At 66.3% G+C, this 18,684-nt stretch carries 16 protein-coding genes; 2 read left to right on the top strand and 14 right to left on the bottom strand.

Features of this window, described 5'->3' with window-relative positions:
- The first annotated feature begins 52 nt into the window (after positions 1 to 52).
- A complete protein-coding gene (locus ABQY74_RS07360; RefSeq protein WP_016902407.1) occupies positions 53 to 499 on the top strand; it encodes a CopD family protein in 447 nt (148 codons plus the stop codon).
- Positions 500 to 774: 275 nt separating this feature from the next.
- On the opposite strand, the gene ABQY74_RS07365 is transcribed toward ABQY74_RS07360, so the two are convergent.
- The 8 genes from ABQY74_RS07365 to lpxD form a co-directional block, all read right to left on the bottom strand.
- Positions 775 to 1,530, bottom strand: coding sequence for a tetratricopeptide repeat protein (locus tag ABQY74_RS07365; protein WP_102584416.1), 756 nt, complete (start codon positions 1,528 to 1,530; stop codon positions 775 to 777).
- Positions 1,531 to 1,618: 88 nt separating this feature from the next.
- Entirely contained in the window at positions 1,619 to 2,578 is a 960-nt protein-coding gene (locus ABQY74_RS07370; RefSeq protein WP_016902405.1) for an acetyl-CoA carboxylase carboxyltransferase subunit alpha, read from the bottom strand.
- A gap of 156 nt (positions 2,579 to 2,734) precedes the next feature.
- Positions 2,735 to 6,322, bottom strand: coding sequence for a DNA polymerase III subunit alpha (dnaE, locus tag ABQY74_RS07375; RefSeq protein WP_349793827.1), 3,588 nt, complete (start codon positions 6,320 to 6,322; stop codon positions 2,735 to 2,737).
- Between the two features lie 288 nt (positions 6,323 to 6,610).
- Positions 6,611 to 7,336, bottom strand: coding sequence for a ribonuclease HII (locus ABQY74_RS07380; RefSeq protein WP_039528273.1), 726 nt, complete (start codon positions 7,334 to 7,336; stop codon positions 6,611 to 6,613).
- A complete protein-coding gene (gene lpxB, locus ABQY74_RS07385) occupies positions 7,333 to 8,652 on the bottom strand; it encodes a lipid-A-disaccharide synthase (RefSeq protein WP_349793825.1) in 1,320 nt (439 codons plus the stop codon). The genes ABQY74_RS07380 and lpxB overlap by 4 nt, the downstream gene beginning before the upstream one ends.
- Positions 8,649 to 9,440: an acyl-ACP--UDP-N-acetylglucosamine O-acyltransferase gene (gene lpxA, locus ABQY74_RS07390; protein ID WP_024940381.1), complete on the bottom strand. Its 792-nt coding sequence runs from the start codon at positions 9,438 to 9,440 to the stop codon at positions 8,649 to 8,651. Before lpxA ends, lpxB begins: the two co-directional genes overlap by 4 nt.
- Positions 9,441 to 9,463: 23 nt before the next feature.
- On the bottom strand, positions 9,464 to 9,925 hold the full coding sequence (gene fabZ / locus ABQY74_RS07395) for a 3-hydroxyacyl-ACP dehydratase FabZ (protein ID WP_016902400.1): 462 nt from the start codon (positions 9,923 to 9,925) through the stop codon (positions 9,464 to 9,466).
- Positions 9,922 to 10,935, bottom strand: a complete 1,014-nt coding sequence (lpxD, locus tag ABQY74_RS07400) for a UDP-3-O-(3-hydroxymyristoyl)glucosamine N-acyltransferase (RefSeq protein WP_349793823.1) — start codon at positions 10,933 to 10,935, stop codon at positions 9,922 to 9,924. The genes fabZ and lpxD overlap by 4 nt, the downstream gene beginning before the upstream one ends.
- A 128-nt stretch (positions 10,936 to 11,063) precedes the next feature.
- Between lpxD and ABQY74_RS07405 the strand changes: the two genes are divergently transcribed.
- Entirely contained in the window at positions 11,064 to 11,258 is a 195-nt protein-coding gene (locus tag ABQY74_RS07405) for a hypothetical protein (protein WP_047125678.1), read from the top strand.
- A gap of 72 nt (positions 11,259 to 11,330) precedes the next feature.
- Here ABQY74_RS07405 and bamA read toward each other — a convergent pair whose 3' ends face one another.
- From bamA to frr, 6 genes are all read right to left on the bottom strand, one after another.
- A complete protein-coding gene (bamA, locus tag ABQY74_RS07410) occupies positions 11,331 to 13,697 on the bottom strand; it encodes an outer membrane protein assembly factor BamA (RefSeq protein ID WP_161961410.1) in 2,367 nt (788 codons plus the stop codon).
- An 83-nt stretch (positions 13,698 to 13,780) separates the two neighbouring features.
- Entirely contained in the window at positions 13,781 to 15,127 is a 1,347-nt protein-coding gene (gene rseP, locus ABQY74_RS07415) for an RIP metalloprotease RseP (protein ID WP_349793820.1), read from the bottom strand.
- Between the two features lie 26 nt (positions 15,128 to 15,153).
- Positions 15,154 to 16,344, bottom strand: coding sequence for a 1-deoxy-D-xylulose-5-phosphate reductoisomerase (locus ABQY74_RS07420; protein ID WP_349793818.1), 1,191 nt, complete (start codon positions 16,342 to 16,344; stop codon positions 15,154 to 15,156).
- 2 nt (positions 16,345 to 16,346) lie between these two features.
- A complete protein-coding gene (locus tag ABQY74_RS07425; RefSeq protein ID WP_016902394.1) occupies positions 16,347 to 17,174 on the bottom strand; it encodes a phosphatidate cytidylyltransferase in 828 nt (275 codons plus the stop codon).
- On the bottom strand, positions 17,171 to 17,932 hold the full coding sequence (gene uppS, locus ABQY74_RS07430) for a polyprenyl diphosphate synthase (protein WP_039528262.1): 762 nt from the start codon (positions 17,930 to 17,932) through the stop codon (positions 17,171 to 17,173). The genes ABQY74_RS07425 and uppS overlap by 4 nt, the downstream gene beginning before the upstream one ends.
- Before the next feature lie 17 nt (positions 17,933 to 17,949).
- The gene (gene frr / locus ABQY74_RS07435) at positions 17,950 to 18,507 is read right to left on the bottom strand and encodes a ribosome recycling factor (protein WP_016902392.1); all 558 of its coding nucleotides are present in this window, start codon (positions 18,505 to 18,507) and stop codon (positions 17,950 to 17,952) included.
- Between the last annotated feature and the right edge of the window lie 177 nt (positions 18,508 to 18,684).

Raw genomic sequence — 18,684 nt, forward strand, 5'->3', positions numbered from 1 at the left:
AGCGGATAGGTGAAAATGCGGGCCATCCTACGCCAGCCAGCGAAGCCAGCACATGACCCTGTACCTGTGGATCAAGACCTTCCATCTGTTGTTCGTCACTGCGTGGATGGCGGCGGTGTTCTACCTGCCACGCATCCTGGTCAATATCGCCGAAGCCGGTGCCGAGCCTGCGGTACGTACGCGCCTGGTGCTGATGGGGCGCCGTCTCTACAAATTCGGCCACAGCATGCTGGGGCTGGCGCTGCTGCTGGGCGCGGTGCTGTGGCAGGGCTATCGGGTGATTCCGGATTTTCCGACGATGGTGGCCGGTGGCTGGCTGCACGCAAAACTGTTTGCGGTGGCCTTGATCCTGGCGCATTACATCGTGGCCGGACGCTGGTTGAAGGGCGTGGATCAGGGCCGCAGCCTGCCCAGCGGCCGCGCATTGCGGTTGTTCAATGAAGTGCCGGTGGTGTTGCTGGTCGGGGTGATCTGGCTGGTGCTGGCCAAGCCGTTCTGACACAACGCCCGGGCTCGCCGGATGCATCGGTCGTCGCTGGCGTGTTCGCGCAGCACGGCGGTGATGTGGCGCGGATGGTCGAGGGATTCCGCCAAGGCGCCATTGCGGAACGGCTGCATCGACGATTGCAGCAGGTGATCGATCCGGGCCTTGAGGCTTGCCGCTATCCCAGGCTTTCTGGGCATCGCGGCACTCTTCGTTGCGTACCAGTCTTCTGAGAACACGGTGCTCTCACCATCCGTGTTTCGCAGCTCGAGTATCGCGTCAGGCGGCGATCACGCCTGGGCGCCGAGCTCGCTCAGTCCCTTGCGCGCCAGGTCGATCCAGGCGCGTTGCTCGCGCTGGTAATGCTTGGGCGAGGCGGCTGCGTGGCGCAGCACTTGCTCGAAGACGGCCCTGGCGTCTTGCGGGCGCGCGGCGCGCAACAACAGCTGCGCATAACGCACGCGCGCTTCTTCGCCCGGATAGCCTTGCGCAAGCGTTTCGTACTCGTGCAGCGCCTCGTCGATGCTGCCGCTGTCTTCGACTGCGCGCGCATACAGCAGGTGCCCGTCGTGCGAGCGGAAGTTCGGATTGGCCGCGATCAACGCGTCCAGCGTCTTGCGTGTGTCTGCGGCCTGGCCCAGCCCGTACTGGGCCTTGGCCAGGCCCAGCATCAGGTCCGGATCGTCCCGGTAGATGCCGCGCAGCGCGCCCTGATACAGCTCGGCGGCACGCGCGTAGTCGCCCTGTTCCAGCAGTGTCTGCGCGAGGCGGCGGCGATTCTCGGGGGTGTCGGCCACATCCAGCTGGCGCGATGCATCGCGTTGTTCGCGTTGCGGATCGATGCGCTGACGCACCTTGCGCAGGCCACGGCGCGCCGTCGGGTCGTTGCGCAGGTCCGGGATCACCGCCACGCATACGTAGACCAGGACCGCCAGCAACGAAAACGCCAGCAGGATGAAGATCCAGTACAGCGGGCGGCCGCTGCGCACCACGTGTACGCAGCAGGCGGCCTGCAATACCAGCGACAGCAGAAGTAGCGGGCTCATATCCGAACAGGTCCTTCCATGGTGGCCAATCGTCTTGCCGGCTGGCGATGCTGCGCGCAGCACCATCGCCCCGGCTTGTTGCCGCCGATCAGTTGCCTTCGTAGGCGCCGTAGCTGCGCAGGCGCTCGTAACGACGCTGCAGCAGGCCCTCGACCGGCAGCTTTTCCAGCGCTTCCAGCTCGTTGAGCAGCACCGCCTTGAGGCGCTTGCCCATCTGCTCGGGATTGCGATGCGCGCCGCCGGTGGGTTCGCGGATCACCTTGTCGACCAGGCCCAGGCCTTTCAGGCGCTTGGCGGTCAAGCCGAGCTGCTCGGCTGCGTCCTTGGCCTTGGCCGCGTCCTTCCACAGGATCGAGGCGCAGCCTTCGGGCGAAATCACCGAATAGGTGCCGTATTCCAGCATCAAGGTGCGGTCGCCCACGCCGATCGCCAGCGCGCCGCCGGAGCCGCCTTCGCCGATCACGGTGCAGATCACCGGGATCTTCAGCTCGGCCATCTCCAGCAGGTTGCGCGCGATCGCTTCGGACTGGCCGCGCTCTTCGGCGCCGATGCCCGGGTAGGCGCCCGGGGTGTCGATAAAGGTCAGCAGCGGCAGGCGGAAGCGCTCGGCCAGCTTCATCAGCCGCAGCGCCTTGCGGTAGCCCTCCGGGCGCGGCATGCCGAAATTGCGGGCAACCTTGCTCTTGGTGTCACGGCCCTTCTGGTGGCCGATGATCACCACCGCGCGGCCATCGATGCGGCCCAGGCCACCGACGATCGCCTTGTCGTCGGCATAGGCGCGGTCGCCGGCCAGTTCCTGGAATTCGTCGCAGATGGTGTTGATGTAGTCCAGCGTGTACGGGCGCTGCGGGTGGCGCGCCAGCTGCGAGACCTGCCAAGCCGACAGGTCGCGGAAGATTTGTGCGGTACGCACGCGCAGCTTGTCGCGCAGCGCTCGCACCTCGGTGTCCACGTTGACTGCAGGACCGGTGCTGGCCTTGCGCAGTTCCTGGATCTTTGCTTCCAGATCGGCGATGGGTTGCTCGAAGTCGAGGTAGTTAGGATTCATGCAGTGGTGTCGTCAACGTAAGGCGGGGAGTGTAGCCGAATGCGTCCGATGAACCCGTACGGTGGGGTTAGGAGAATCGGGAATCGGGAATGGGGAATCAAAGCAGGGCGGATGGCGGCCTCGCTTTTGCGATTCCCCATTCCCGATTCCCCATTCTCAAGCCCACGGAGGGCTGTACTTGATCTTCAAGGTCCGCACCGCGGGGTCGGCGCGCAGGCTGTCCATCAGCTGCTGGTCGATCCGCACCGAGTGGCTGCCGTTGAGGTCGAGCATGCCGGCCACGCCGCCGGTCGGGGCGCGTAGCAGCAGGTCCAGGCGCAGGGGGGTCTTGCCGGGGCGGTGCTTGGCCAGCAGCGCGTCGATGCGCTTCCAGGCCTGTTTCTCGCGCAGGTCCAGGCGCAGCGACAGGCGCTGTGCGTGGTCGGCGCAGATCTGCTCGTAGTCCCAGCATTGGCGGATGCGCAGGCTGTAGCCGCCGTTGAATTCGTCCTCGCGCAGGCCGCCCTTGACGATCAGGATGCGGTCGCGGGTGAGCAGATGCCCGAACTCGGCCATCGCATCGGAGAACGCGCTGCATTCGACCCGGCCACGGCCGTCTTCGAGCTGCACGAACACCTGGCTGTCGCCTTTGCGCCGCACTCCGATCACCTGGCCGGCCAGGATCGCGCTGACTTCCGGGCGCCAGGCGCGTTTTTCGCCATCGCCGCCACCGCCGCCGCCACGTTGTTGCGAGGCGAGGATCTTCTCCAGCGCGCCCAGGTCGCAGCCGACCAGCTCGCGCACTTCCTCGCGGTGCGGGTCGAACGGGTGACCGCTGAGATAGAAGCCCAGCGTTTCGCGCTCGCCGGTGAGCAACTGGCCCAGCGGCCATTCCTTGCTTTCCGGCAGGTCCAGACGCAGCGCCGGCGCGCTCGGGTCCGGCCCGCCGAACAGCGAGTTCTGGCCCGAGGCGCGCTCGCGCGCCAGCTGCTCGGTGGCCTTGACCACTTCCGGCAGCTGCAGCATCAGCGAGGCGCGGTTCTTGCCCAGCCCGTCCATCGCGCCGGCGTTGATCATCGCTTCCAGCGTGCGGCGGTTGAGCTTGGCGGTGCCCACGCGCGTGCAGAAATCCAGCAAGGTGGTGTAGGGGCCGCCGCGCTGGCGTTCTTCGACGATCGCCTCGCAGGCGCCCTGGCCGACGCCCTTGATCGCGCCCAGGCCGTACTGGATGGTGTCCGGGCTGGCGGCCTCGAACATGTAGGCCGACTCGTTGACGCGCGGCGGCTTGACGGTCAGGCCAAGATTACGCACCTCGTCGAGAAAGCCCACCACCTTGTCGGTGTTGTCCATGTCCGAGGACAGCGTCGCGGCCATGAATTCGGCCGGGTAATGCCGTTTCAGCCAGGCGGTCTGGTAGCTGACCAGCGCGTAGGCGGCAGCGTGCGACTTGTTGAAGCCGTAGCCGGCGAACTTCTCCATCAGGTCGAAGATTTCGTCGGCCTTGGCCGCGCTCACTCCGCCCTTGGCCGCGCCTTCGCGGAAGATCTCGCGGTGCTTGGCCATTTCGGCCGGCACCTTCTTGCCCATCGCACGACGCAACAGGTCGGCGCCGCCCAGCGAATAATCGCCGACGATCTGCGCCATCTGCATCACCTGCTCCTGGTACACCATGATGCCGTAGGTGTCCTTGAGGATGACTTCGGTACGCGGATCCGGATAGATGATCTCCTGCTGGCCGTGCTTACGCGCGTTGAAGTCCGGGATCAGGTCCATCGGGCCGGGGCGGTACAGCGACACCAGCGCGATCAGGTCTTCGAAACGGTCCGGGCGCGCGTCCTTGAGCAGGCGGCGCATGCCAGAGGATTCGAACTGGAACACCGCGCCGGTATTGCCCGAGGCGAACACGCCCTTGTAGGTGGGGGCATCGTCGAGCGGAATGGCACTGATGTCGACCGGGTCGATGCCGGCGCGTGCGTGGCGCACGTTGATCGCCTTGACCGCCCAGTCGATGATGGTCAGCGTGCGCAGGCCGAGGAAGTCGAACTTGACCAGGCCGACCGCTTCGACGTCGTCCTTGTCGAACTGGGTGACCTGGTTCTTGCCGCGTCCATCCTGGTCGTGTTCGGCGAACAGCGGGCAGAATTCGGAGAGCGGCTCGGGTGCGATCACCACGCCGCCGGCGTGCTTGCCGGCGTTGCGGGTGAGGTCCTCGAGCTGACGGGCCAGATCCATCAGGTCGCGCACGTCGTCCTCGACCTGATAGCGCTGGATCAGGTCCGGCGAGGCCATCTCCGAGTCCTTGCCTTCGCCCATCGCATCCTTGAGCGTGATGCCCAGGATGTTGGGGATCAGCTTGGCGACGCTGTCGACCAGGCCGTAGCTGAAGCCGAGCACGCGCCCGGCGTCGCGCACCACCGCCTTGGCCGCCATGGTGCCGTAGGTGATGATCTGGCTGACCCGTTCGCGGCCGTACTTGCGCGCCACGTAGTCGATCACCTCGTCGCGGCGGTCCATGCAGAAGTCGATGTCGAAGTCGGGCATCGACACGCGTTCCGGGTTGAGGAAGCGCTCGAACAGCAGGTTGTACGGCAGCGGATCCAGATCGGTGATCTGCAGCGCCCACGCCACCAGCGAGCCGGCACCGGAACCGCGGCCCGGGCCGATCGGAATGCCCTGGTTCTTGCCCCACTGGATGAAGTCGGCCACGATCAGGAAGTAGCCGGGGAAGCCCATCTTGATGATGGTGTCCAGCTCGAATTCCAGCCGGTCGACATAGTCCTGGCGGGTCTTGCCGGGCGCGATCGGGTTCTTTTCCAGGCGCGCGGCCAGGCCATCGCGCGACTGGCTGCGGATCCAGCTGTCCAGCGTCTCGTCTTCCGGCACCGGGTAGGCGGGCAGGAAGTAGGTACCCAGGCGCATCTCGATGTTGCAGCGCTGCGCCAGCGCCAGCGTGTTGTCGATCGCGTCGGGCACATCGGCGAACAGCGCGGCCATTTCGTCGCCGGACTTCAGGTACTGCTGGTCGCTGTACTCGCGCGGACGTTTGGGATCGTCGAGCACGCGGCCGGAGGAAATGCACACCCGCGCCTCGTGCGCATTGAAGTCGCTGGCGTACAGGAAGCGCACATCGTTGCTGGCCACCACCGGCAGGCCGCGCACGCCGGCCGCATGCAGCGCGAACTGGTTGAAGCGTTCTTCGCCCTCGCGCCCGGTGCGGGTCAGTTCCAGATGCAGACCATCGCCGAACACGCGCTGCCAGTCGGCCAGCTGCTGCTCGGCCAGGTCGGCGCGGCCTTCGCCGAACAGGCGCCCGGCCAGGCTGTCGCGCCCGGCCAGGGCGAACAGGTTGGCGTGGCCGCTCTGCAGCCACTCCGGGTGGATCGCCACGCCGCCTTCGGGGCGGTGGCCTTCCATCCAGGCGCGGGTCAGCAGGCGCGACAGGCTCAGGTAGCCTTCGCGGTCACGGCACAGCAGGGTCATGCGCCAGGGCGTCATGTCCGGGGTGGCGATCATCACGTCGGCGCCGGCGATCGGCTTGATGCCCACGCCTTCGGCGGCCTTGTAGAACTTGACCAGCGCGAACAGGTTGTTGAGGTCGGTGACTGCCAGCGCGGGCATGTCGAGTTCGACCGCGCGGCTCAGCAGGTTGGCCTGCTTGGCCTTTTTCGGGTCAGCCTGATCCGGTTTCTCGGGCACACGGATGGTGGAATCCGCCAGCGAGAACTCGGTGTGGACGTGCAGATGGACGAAGCGGGAAGTGGACATGCGAGACCGGAATAATGCGTGGTCAGGGTAGCGAGCGTGGTCGGGTCGAACAAGGCTTGACAGCGCCGGCGCAGGGCCGCGGCCAGCTGCCACGGGGGCTGGGCGGTGCGGCCGATTCAGGCTTCGGCTAGCTGCGCGCAGCGCGACGGTGGCGATTGCGCGGATCGGCAGGCGTGCGGGGCTGTGGGTGCGGGACGCGATGCTCCAGGCCATGGCCGCAGCGGCGGCATGCGCGCCAAGCGAAGGAGGACGCCATTACCGTTTCAGGTTCGCCTGGAGGGCGGTCGGTCAGTCGGCCAGCAGCAGGTCGTCGGCCGGGGCCGCGCAGGGCACGTCCCACGGCGACTGCGTCGCCTCGATGCCCAACGCACGCCGCACCGGGGCGAAGCTGCGGCGGTGCTGCGGGCACGGTCCGTGGCTGCGCAGCGCGGCCAGATGCACCGGCGTGGCGTAGCCCTTGTGCTGGTCGAAGCGGTATTCCGGGTGCTGGGCGTGCAGCTCGTGCATCAGGCGGTCGCGGGTGACCTTGGCCACGATCGAGGCGGCCATGATGGCGCGATCGAGCGCATCGCCGCCGATCAAGGCCTCGGCCGGGCAGGGCAGGCCCTTGGGCACCCGGTTGCCGTCGATGCGCGCAAACCCGGCCACATGCGCCACGCCCTCCACCGCACGCCGCATGCCCAGCATGGTCGCCTGGTAGATGTTGATGCGGTCGATCTCCTCGCTGTCGATCAGCACCACCGACCACGCCAGCGCCCGCTCGACGATGCGCGCATACAACTGCTCGCGCCGCTGCGCGCTCAGCTGCTTGGAATCGTCCAGCCCGTTGATGCGCGGCTTGCTCGGGTCGAACACCACCGCCGCCACCGCCACCGGCCCGGCAAGCGGGCCGCGGCCCGCTTCGTCGACACCGGCAATCAAACGCGAATCGGGAATCGGGACTGGGGAATCGTGAAAAAGCGCGTCCTGCGCCGTCGGAACGAGAACGGCACCGTGGGAAGTTAAGCGCTTCACGACCCGGCTCCTGCCGATTCCCGATTCCCGATTCCCGATTCCGGCTGCATCAGCAGCCCAGCCACCGCATCGGCCGCGCGTGCCGATGCGTCGCGGCGCAGTTCGGCGTGCAGGGCGAGATAGCGCGGTTGCAGGGCGGCGACCTTTTCCGGGTGCTTGAACCAGTCCAGCAGGGCCACGCACAGCCGTTCCGGGGTGCAGTCGTCCTGCATCAGCTCGGGGGCGAGGTCGTCGTTGGCCAGGATGTTGGGCAGCGCGTAGCGGTTGACCTTGAGCAGGCCCAGCGTCCTGACGATGCGGTAGGTGAGCGGGGCGACCTTGTAGCCGACCACCATCGGGCGCTTGACCAGCATCGCCTCCAGCGTGGCGGTGCCCGACGCCAGCAGCACCACGTCGGCGGCCAGCATCGCGGTGCGCGCCTGGCCATCGAGCAGGTGCGAGCGCAGCACCGGCAGCGACGACCGCGACAATTGTTCGGCCAGCAGCTGCTTGCAGCCGGGGTTGGCCGCGGGAACCAGCACGTGCAGGTTGGGCAGGTGCTCGGACACCAGCCAGGCCGCCTGGAAGAAGGTATCGCCGAGCTTGCTGATTTCGCCATGGCGGCTGCCGGGCAACACCGCCAGCACGGTGCTGGACGCGGACAGGCCCAACTTGGCGCGCGCGGCTGCGCGATCGGCCTGGTAGGCGATGTCGTCGGCCATCGGGTGGCCGACAAAGCGCGCATCGATGCCGTGCCTGGCATAGATCGGCGGCTCCATCGGAAACAGGCACAGCACCAAGTCGGCGCTGGCGCCGATCTTTTCCGCACGCTTCTCGCGCCAGGCCCAGACCGACGGGCTGACGTAATGCACGGTACGCACGCCGCGCTGCTTGAGCCAGCGCTCGACCGACAGATTGAAATCCGGTGCGTCGATGCCGATGAACACGTCCGGCTTCCACGCCAGCACCCGTTCGCGGAAGGCGCGGCGTAGCTTCAACAGCCGCGGCAGATGCTGCAGCACTTCGGTCAGCCCCATCACCGCCAGCTCGCTGGCATCGAACCAAGTCTGGCAGCCGGCACCGCGCATCGCATCGCCACCGATGCCGACGAATTCGGCGCCCGGATAGCGGCGACGCAGCTGGTCGATCAGACCCGCACCCAGGATGTCGCCGGAAGCTTCGCCGGCGATCAGCGCGATGCGTGGGGCGCGCGTTTGCGCGCTGGGAATCGGGAGTGGGGAATGGGGAATCGGAAGTGCTGGCGATGGGCCGGCGGCAGGCGTGTCAGCGTGCGCGCCTGCATCGATTCCCGATTCCCGATTCCCGATTCCCGTCATCGCAACAACGGCCTTTCCGCCGCCTCGATGAACTCGAGCAGCCCGCGCACGTCTTCGCTGCTCTTGGCCTGTTCGGCCAGCTGCAGTTTGGCTTCGGCCAGCGGCAGGCCGGCGACGTACAGCGTGCGGTAGGCGCGCTTGATCGCGGTGATGCGCTCTGCATCGAAGCCGCGCCGCTTGAGCCCTTCGCTGTTGATGCCGCGCGGGCGGCCCAGCGATTCGCTGCCGACCATGGTGAACGGCGGCACGTCGCCGTTGGTCAGCGCGCCCATGCCCAGGAAGGCGTGCGCGCCGATCCGGCAGAACTGATGCGCGCCGGCAAAGCCGCTGATGATCACGTAGTCGCCCACGGTGACATGGCCGGCCAGCGTGGTGTTGTTGGAGAACACGCAGTGGTTGCCGACATGGCAGTCGTGCGCCACGTGGGTGTAGGCCAGCATCCAGTTGTCGTCGCCGACCACGGTGATGCCGCCACCGCCGCCGGTGCCGCGATTGATGGTGACGAATTCGCGGATCACGTTGCCGTCGCCGATCACCAGTTCGGTGCGCTCGCCGGCGTACTTCTTGTCCTGCGGTTCGCCGCCGATCGCGGCGTGGCCGATGAAACGGTTGTTGCGGCCGATCCGGGTCGGGCCGTGGATCGAGCAATGCGGCCCCACCTCGGTGCCCGCATCGATCTGCACATCGGCGCCGATCAGCGAAAACGCGCCCACGCGCACATCGCTGGCCAGTTGCGCCGACGGATCGATGACGGCGGTGGGATGAATCAAGGGTGCTTGATCACGCATCGTGTCTCACCTCCAAAAACGGGTTATTCCTTGGCGCCGGCGCACATGACTTCGGCACTGGCCACGACTTCGCCGTTGACCTTGGCCTCGCCGTAATAGCATCCCATGTTGCGGATCAGGCGTTTCATCTGCACTTCCAGCATCAGCACGTCGCCCGGCACCACCTGCTTGTTGAAGCGGGCATTGTCGACCTTGACCATGTAGAACAGCTTGGACAGCGCGTCGCGCCCCAGGCCGAGCTGGGTCATCACGCCACCGGCCTGCGCCAGTGCCTCGATGATCAGCACGCCGGGCATCACCGGGCGGGTGGGGAAATGGCCCTGAAAAAATGGCTCGTTGATGCTGACGTTCTTCTGCCCGACGATGCGCTTGGCATCCAGGTCCAGCTCGATGACCCTGTCGATCAGCAGGAACGGATAGCGGTGCGGGATCAGCGTCTGGATCTGGTTGACGTCGATCGGCAGCTCGTAAGTGGGGTGACTCATTCTTTCTCCTTGCCCACAGCCAGGATGCGCCTTGCCAGCACATCGAGTTGTTTGAAGCGCGCGGCATTCTTGCGCCACGTGCGATTGTCGGTGAGAGGGGTGCCGGACGAATACTCGCCCGGCTCATGGATGGAATTGCGCACCACCGACTTGCCGGTGATCACCACCTTGTCGCAGATCTCCAGATGCCCGACCACGCCGACATGCCCGCCGAGCAGGCAGTAACGGCCGATCTTGGCGCTGCCGGCGATCCCGGTGCAGCCGGCGATGGCGCTATGTGCGCCGATGTGGCAGTTGTGCGCGATCTGCACCAGGTTATCCACGCGCACGTCCTCTTCCAGCACGGTGTCTTCCAGTGCGCCGCGGTCGATGCAGGTGTTGGCGCCGATCTCGCAGTCGTCGCCGATCACCACGCCGCCCAGTTGCGGGACCTTGATCCAGTGGCCGGCATCCATCGCCAGGCCGAAGCCGTCGGCACCGATTACCGCACCGGGATGGATGCGCACGCGCTTGCCCAGGCGTACCCGGGTGACCAGGGTGACGCGGGCGAGCAGCTCGCTGCCCTCATCGACCACGCAGTCCTCGCCGATGATGCTGCCGGTGCCGATCACGCAGCCATCGCCCACGCGGCTGCGCGCACCGAGACTGACGAACGGGCCGACGTGGGCGTTCGGCGAAACCTGTGCGCTGGGGTCGATCACCGCGGAAGGGTGGATCCCCGGTTCGCGCACCGGCGCCACATCGAACAAGGCCGCGATCTTGGCGAACGCTGTATAGGGATCCTTGGCCACCAGCGCGGTGCCGCGTGCATCCGCCGCATCGTCGGCGCGCAGGACCACCACGGCCGCCTGGCTCTGGCCCAGCTGTGGCCGGTAGCGCGGATTGGACAGGAAGCTCAATTGCCCGGCGCCAGCATGCGCCAGGGTGGCGACGCCACTGACTTCGACGGCGCCATCGCCGACGACGGTCAACCCAAATTGTTCGGCAATCGCACTGGCGGTCAATCGCATCAGGGTGAACCTCTTGTAAATGTGGGAGCGCCGCTTTAACGGGGAAAAAACACCATTAAACAGTTCCCAACAAAGCCTGCGTATCTAGGGTCCTGTCGCAATCAAGCGGCGAATCCAGGAGCAAGCATATGAAAACCGTTCTTTCCATCCTTGGTGGTCTGGTCATGATGGGCGCGGTCGCGAGTGCATCGGCCCAGACCTTCGATATCGAGCAGGGCAAGGCCACTGGTCAGCAGCAACTGCAGTGTCTCAGCCTGCCTGCCGGCGAAATCGCCAGCTGCCTGTCCAACACCGTTTCCACCTGGTTCGACAGCTGGTTCTGACCGGCCGACATCCCACCGGCGACACACGGGCGGCCCGCACACGCGGGCCGCCTTTTTTGTTGGCTTTGGCTGTTAGAACTGGCCGCCGAAGGTGAACTGCAGACGTTCGATCTCGTCGTTGTCTTCCTTCTTCAGCGGGAACGCGTAGCTGATCGAGATGGGGCCGACCGGTGCGCGCCACAACAGTGCCACGCCGGTGGACGCACGCAGCTCGTTGGCCTTGAAGTTGTCCACGCCGTCGTAGACGTTACCGAAGTCGAAGAACGCCGATACGCGTGCCGACGGGCTGTCGAACAGCTTGGGGAAATACATTTCCACCGAACCGACGGTCTTGAACGAACCACCCAGCGGCTGGCCGCGCGAATAGTTCACCGTCCGTTCCGAACGCGGACCCAGCGTGTTGTCTTCGAAGCCGCGCACCGAGTTGGTACCGCCAGCGTAGAAGTTCTCGTAGAACGGCAGGCCGGTGGCGGTGACCGTGCGCGTCGACCCGTCCGGGTTGGTCAGCACGCGCGAGCTGTCGTTGCCGTAGCTGTCGCCATAACCCAGCTCGAAGCGCGTGTTCAACACGATTGCCGGGATGATCGGCCAGTAGTTGGAGATCTGGTAGTTGAGCTTGTAGTACTCGACCGTGGAGCCGGGCAGGGTGGTCTCCAGGCCGACGCGCTGGTACATGCCGCGGGTCGGCATGAAGAAGTCGTTGCGGGTGTCGCGTGCCCAGCCCAGCTCGGTGCGCCAGGCATGGAAGGTGCGTGTACCGACCGCATCGATGTAGTCGATGATCGCCTGTGGGGTCTGGCCCTGGAACGTATTGATCTGGTTGCTGTCGATGCCGACCATCGCCGAGACGGTGTCGTTCTCGGTGATCGGCACGCCGAACACCACCTGTGCCGAGCCATTCTTGCTGTTGTACTGCGCGGTGTTGAAGTCCGAGTAGTCCAGCGAGCGCCACGACAGGTTGTAGCCCAGCGACACGCCGTCGTCGGTAAAGAACGGGTTGGTGTAGGAGAACGCGTAGCGCTGCTGGTAGCTGCTGCGCGAGGCTTCCACCGCCACCCGGTTGCCGCCGCCCAGGAAGTTGTTCTGCGACAACTGCACCGAGGTGGTCACACCGAAGCTCTGCGAGTAGCCGAGGCCGAACACGAAGCTGCCGGAGGTGGTTTCCTTGACGTTGTAGACCACGTCGACCTGGTCGTTGCTGCCCGGCACGGCCGGCGTTTCCACGTCCACGCTCTCGAAGTAGCCCAGGCGCTGCAGACGGATCTTGGAACGGTCGATCGCCGCCTGCGAGTACCAGGTGTTTTCGAACTGGCGCATTTCGCGGCGCAACACCTCATCGGAGGTGCGGCTATTGCCCTTGTACAGGATGCGACGCACGGTCACGCGCGGGCCCGGCACCACCTGCAGGTTCACCGCAACGGTGCGGTCCTCGCGGTTCGGGGTCGGCAGCGGATTGACCTTGGCGAACGCGTAACCGACGTTGCTCAGCGTGTTGGTGATCGCATCGGAGGTGTACTCCAGCAGCGCACGCGAGAAGATGTCGCCGGCCTTGGGGATGACCAGGCGCTCGATGTCGGCCTGCGGCAGCACGGTGTCGCCGGTGACCTTGATCTCGGAAATCTTGTACTGCTCGCCCTCGGTGACGCCGGCGCTGACGAACATGTCGCGCTTGTCGGGGCTGATCGACACCTGGGTGGAGTCGATGCTGAAGTCCACGTAGCCGCGGTCCAGGTACCAGGAGTTGAGCTTCTCCAGGTCGCCGGACATCTTTTCCTTGGAGTACTGGTCGTCGCGGCGGTACCACGAGGCCCAGTTGTGCTCCTTGGATTCCCAGTTCTCCAGGATGTCCTCGTTGGCGAACTTCTCGGTGCCGATCAGGTTGACGTGGCGGATCTTGGCCGCCTTGCCTTCCTTGATCGCGATCGCCACATCCACGCGGTTACGGTCCAGCGGGCTCACCGTCGGGGTGATCTCGACGTTGTACTTGCCGCGGTTGTTGTACTGGCGGGTCAGTTCCTGGGTCACGCGGTCCAGGCTCAGGCGATCGAAGGTGCCGCCTTCGGTCAGGCCGATGTCGCCCAGGCCCTTGAGCAGTTCCTCGGACTTGATGTCCTTGTTGCCGGTCACGGTGAGCTTGTTGATCGCCGGACGTTCCTTCACGGTGATCACCAGGATGTTGCCCTGGCGATCCAGCTGCACGTCCTCGAAGAAGCCGGTGCGGTACAGCGCACGGATCGAGTCGGCGACCTTGGCATCGTCCACGGTGTCGCCGCGGTTCACCGGCAGATAGGTGAACACGGTGCCGGAGGCGATGCGCTGCAGGCCGTCGACGCGGATGTCGCTGGCAACGAACGGCTCTGCGGCCAGGGCAACGACTGGCAGGCTGAGGCCGGCGGCAAGAGCGAGGGCAAGCAGGCGGCGAGTGGGAAGACGCGTCATGTCACATCCGGTTGGAGTCGATTTCGGGTGTTGCTGGATGCCGACGTATGACGACGACAACAGGCGGAAAGAGTGGAGCAGCTTCATCGTGGAACCAGGCCGAGGATGTCGTTGTAGAACGCCAGTCCCATCAGCCCGGCCAGGACCGCCAGGCCGACGTATTGCCCGGCAATCATGGCCCGTTCGCTGATCGGGCTGCCCTTGACCAACTCGATAAGGTAATACAGCAGATGCCCACCGTCCAAGATCGGGATCGGCATCAGGTTGATGATCGCCAGGCTGAGCGACAGCAATCCGAGGAAATACAGGAACCAGTCGAGCCCGCGTTCGGCCGAGGCGTTGGCCGCGCGCGCGATCGTGACCGGCCCGGAGATGTTCTTGACCGAGGCCTGGCCGGTCAGCATGCGCTTCATCATGCCCAGCGAATCGGCGGTCATCCGGCCGGTTTCACGGATCGCCGCCGGCACCGCGGCGAACACGCCGTACTGCTGGCGGCTGTCGTAGGCCGGCGCCTGCGCTGCCGCAAACCCCACGCCCAGCAGCCACTGTCCCTGCGGCGACCGGCGCGGGGCGATTTCCAGCGCCAGCCGGTCTTCGCCGCGCGCGACCTCGATCATGCCGGTACCGCCCTGCGCGCCCAGTGCCTGCAGCTGGGCGGGAATCTCGTCGGCCGAGCGGATCGGTTGGCCGTCGATGGCCACGATGCGGTCGCCCGGCTGCAGCAGCCCCTGCGCCGCGGAGCCGGCGACCACCTGGCCCACCACTGGCGGCTGCAGCATGAACTGCCAGCCGATGCCGGCCAGCGAGGCCACGCGGCGCTCGTCAAAGCCGGCCGGCAGCTGCGACAGCCGCAGCGTGTGCTCGCGGTTGCCGGCGCCGTCGGTGGCGGTCAGCACGCGGATATCGCGCTTGTCCATGGCTGCGGTGGTGAGCTGCATGCTGGCATCGCTCCAGCTGCTGACATCGCGCCCATCGATGCGCACGATGCGCTCGCCCGGGCTCAGGCCGGCTTCGGCGGCCAGGCCATCGGCACGGCCGACGGTGGCCGAGTAATCCTGTTTGCCGACCACGAACATCGCCCACAGCATCGCCATGCACAGCAGCAGGTTGGCGATCGGGCCGGCAGCCACGATGGCGATGCGCTGCCACACCGTCTTGCGGTTGAAGGCCTGGTCCTGCTCGGCCGGATGCACGTCGCCTTCGCGCTCGTCGAGCATCCTGACGTAGCCACCGAGCGGGATGGCCGCCACCGCGAACTCGGTGCCGTGACGGTCGCGGCGCATCCACAACGGTTTGCCGAAGCCCACCGAAAACCGCAGCACCTTGACGCCGCAGCGGCGCGCGACCCAGAAGTGGCCGAATTCGTGGAAGGTCACCAACACGCCCAGGCTGACGATCATCCACCAGACCGAACCGATGAAATCACCCATGGATGCAACTCGTCTGCGTAAATCGATCAGGCATGAAGGCTGTGATGGGCGAGGGCGCGTTCGGTGATCTGCCGCGCTTGCGCATCGGCAGAAAGCAGGGTGTCGAGGGAGTCGGCATTGTGCCGTGGGAGCGTTGTCAGTGTGTGTTCGACCAACGCGGGAATAGCTAGGAAACCCACCTGGCCCTGAAGAAACGCTGAAACAGCCACTTCATTGGCCGCGTTCAGGATCGCCGGCGCGGTTCCGCCGGCCTCCAGCGCCTCCCAGGCCAGGCGCAGGCACGGGAATGCGGCGGTGTCCGGCGCCTCGAAATCCAGCCGCCCCTGGGTCAGCAGGTCCAGCCCGGCAACCCCCGACTCGACCCGTTCCGGCCATGCCAGGCCGACCGCCAGCGTGGTGCGCATGTCCGGCAGGCCAAGCTGGGCCAGGGTGGAACCGTCGACGAATTCCACCAGCGAGTGCACCAGGCTCTGCGGATGCACCAGCACATCGATCTGCGCACCGGGCAGGCCGAACAGGTGATGGGCTTCGATCACTTCCAGGCCCTTGTTCATCAGCGTCGCCGAATCCACCGAGATCTTCGGCCCCATCGACCATTTGGGATGGGCGACCGCCTGCGCGGGCGTGACGGCGCCCAGCGCGGCGCGGTCCCAGCCGCGGAACGGCCCGCCGGACGCGGTCAGGATCACCCGGCGCACACCGCGACTGGCGTCGCAGGAACGCAGGCACTGGAAGATGGCGCTGTGTTCGCTGTCGATCGGGATGATCTCGGCGCCGGCCGCCGCTGCGGTGCGGGTCAGCAGCTCGCCGGCCAGCACCAGCGATTCCTTGTTGGCCAGCAGCAGGCGCTTGCCGGCGCGGGCCGCGGCCAGCGTGGAGGGCAGGCCGGCCGCTCCCACGATCGCCGCGACCACGGTGTCGCAGGCATCGCTGGCGGCCAGCGCGTCCAGGGCGTCGGAACCGGCATGCGCCTGGGTGGCCAATCCGGCCGCGCGCAAACCGTCGCGCAGCGCCGGATACAGGGATGGGTCGGCGATCACCGCATGCGCAGGGCGATGGGTGACGCAGAGCGCCAGCAGCTCGTCGACCTTGTTGCCGGCCGACAGCACGCTGGCGCGCAGCCGCTGCGGATGACGGGCGATCACATCCAGTGCCGACGCACCGATCGAGCCGGTGGCGCCGAACACGGCGACCTGACGGAGAGGGGAGCCAGCCATGCCTAGAATCCGAGAATTTCCTTGCCGAGTGCGAACACCGGCAGGGCGGCGAGCACGCCGTCGATACGATCCAGCACGCCGCCATGGCCCGGAATCACTGCGCCCGAGTCCTTGGCGCCGGCATGGCGCTTGAGCAGGCTCTCGAACAGATCGCCCAGCACCGAGGCCAGCACTGCCACCGCCGAGACCAGCACCAACTGCGGCACATGCGCCAGGGTCAGCCCGGCCAGCCAGCCGAATGCGCAGGCGACCACGATGCCGGCGACCATGCCGCCGAGCAGGCCTTCGATGGTCTTGTTGGGGCTGACCCGCGGCGCTAGCTTGTGCTTGCCGAATGCGCGGCCGGCGAAATAGGCGCCCGAATCGGCCGCCCACACCATGGTCAGCGCGGTCAGCAGCCACAGGTTGCCCTTGTCCGGGTTGGCATGCAGCAGCACCAGCGCGGCCCAGGCCGGCAGGACCGCCAACGTGCCGGCGGCGAGCTTGAGCGCCCGCGCCTGGCCGTTGCCGTGATCGGCACCGAAGGTGAAAAAACGCAGCCAAAGCAATGCCAGTAGCCACCAGACCACACCCACCAGGGCGGCGATCTGGAACAGCACCATGGAGCCGGCCGAGGCCCACACCATTAGCACCATCAGCAGCAGATTGAGCATCAGCAGCACGGTGCGCGGCAGGCTGTCGTCGATGCCGGAGAGCTTGAGCCACTCCCACAGGCCGGTCAGGAACAGGATCGCCGCCAGCGCCGCCAGCCATTGCGTGGGCAGCAGCACGATCGCGCAGATGGCGAGCGGCGCCATGATCAGCGCGGCAATCACGCGGGTCTTGGTCATGCGGAGGAACTCTCCGTCGCCTTGTCGGCGATCTGGGCGCTGGTCAGGCCGAAGCGACGTTCGCGCCCGGCATAGTCATCCAGTGCCTGCTGCAGCACGCCGGCATCGAACTCCGGCCACAGGGTTTCGGTGAACCACAGTTCGGTATAAGCCAGCTGCCACAGCAGAAAATTGCTGATGCGGGTGTCGCCACCAGTGCGGATGAACAGGTCCGGCGCCGGCAGATCGGCCAGCGCGACGCGGCTGGCCAGCAGCGCTTCGTCGATCTGCTGCGGTTGCAGGCGGCCGGCGGCCACTTCTTCGGCCAATGCCCGCGCGGCCAGCGCAATGTCCTGGCGGCCGCCATAGCTGGCGGCGATGCTCAGCACCAGTCGCGCATTGGCGGCGGTCGTGCGTTCGGCGGCGGCCATGCGCTCGCGCAGCGGCGCCGCGAAACGGCTGCGATCGCCGATGAAGCGCACCTGCACGCCGCGCCGCTGCAGTTCGTCGACCTCGCGATCGAGCGCATGCAGGAACAGCTTCATCAGCGCATCGACTTCCTCCTGCGGGCGGCCCCAGTTTTCACTGGAAAACGCGAACAGGGTGAGCGCCGAAACGCCTTTTTCCAGGCAGAAATCGATGGTGCGATTGACCGCGCGCGCGCCGGCGCGATGACCGATCATGCGCGGACGCCGCCGACGCTGCGCCCAACGCCCGTTGCCATCCATGATGATGGCAATGTGGCGCGGCACGGCGGCAGCGGAAGGTGCTGGATGCATGGCAGGCGATGCCACGATCAGACCGTCATCAGTTCCTGTTCCTTGGCCTTGACGACCTCATCCACATCCTTGATGGCCTTGTCGGTGAGCTTCTGGATGTCGTCTTCGGCGCTACGCGCCTCGTCTTCGGTGACCGCCTTGTCCTTGAGCAGATCCTTGACCTGCTGGTTGGCATCGCGACGGATGTTGCGGATGGCCACCTTGCTGTCTTCGCCCTCGCCATGCACGGCCTTGCTGAGCTCCTTGCGGCGCTCCTCGGTCAACGGCGGCAGGTTCAGACGGATCACGGTGCCGACCACGGTCGGGGTCAGGCCCAGATCCGATGCGTAGATCGCCTTTTCCACGTCCTTGATCATGCCCTTGTCGAACAGGCTGATGACCAGCGAGCGGCCTTCGGAGACGCTGATGCTGGCGACCTGGTTGAGGGGGGTGTCGGTGCCGTAGGCCTTGACCTTGATGCCGTCCAGCAGCGCCGGAGAGGCGCGGCCGGTGCGCACGGTGGTCAGGGAATGGCGCAGAGCATCGATGCTCTTGGTCATGCGCGTCTGCGCGTCTTGTTTGATCTGGTTGAGCATCGCCGGAATCCGTGTGGAGCTGAATCCGGAGATTATAGCCGGGACTGGGGTTTCACGACTCGCGGGTCGTCAGGACCCGCGCAGCCGGTTCACTTGCCGGCGCCGCTTCCGCTGGAGCCGCTCCACCGGCAAGCATCAACGCAGGCGTCAGCACTGCGCTTTCACGAATCCCCAATC

This window comes from Xanthomonas sp. WHRI 7064 (genome assembly GCF_040202355.2).
Classification (GTDB): domain Bacteria; phylum Pseudomonadota; class Gammaproteobacteria; order Xanthomonadales; family Xanthomonadaceae; genus Xanthomonas; species Xanthomonas arboricola.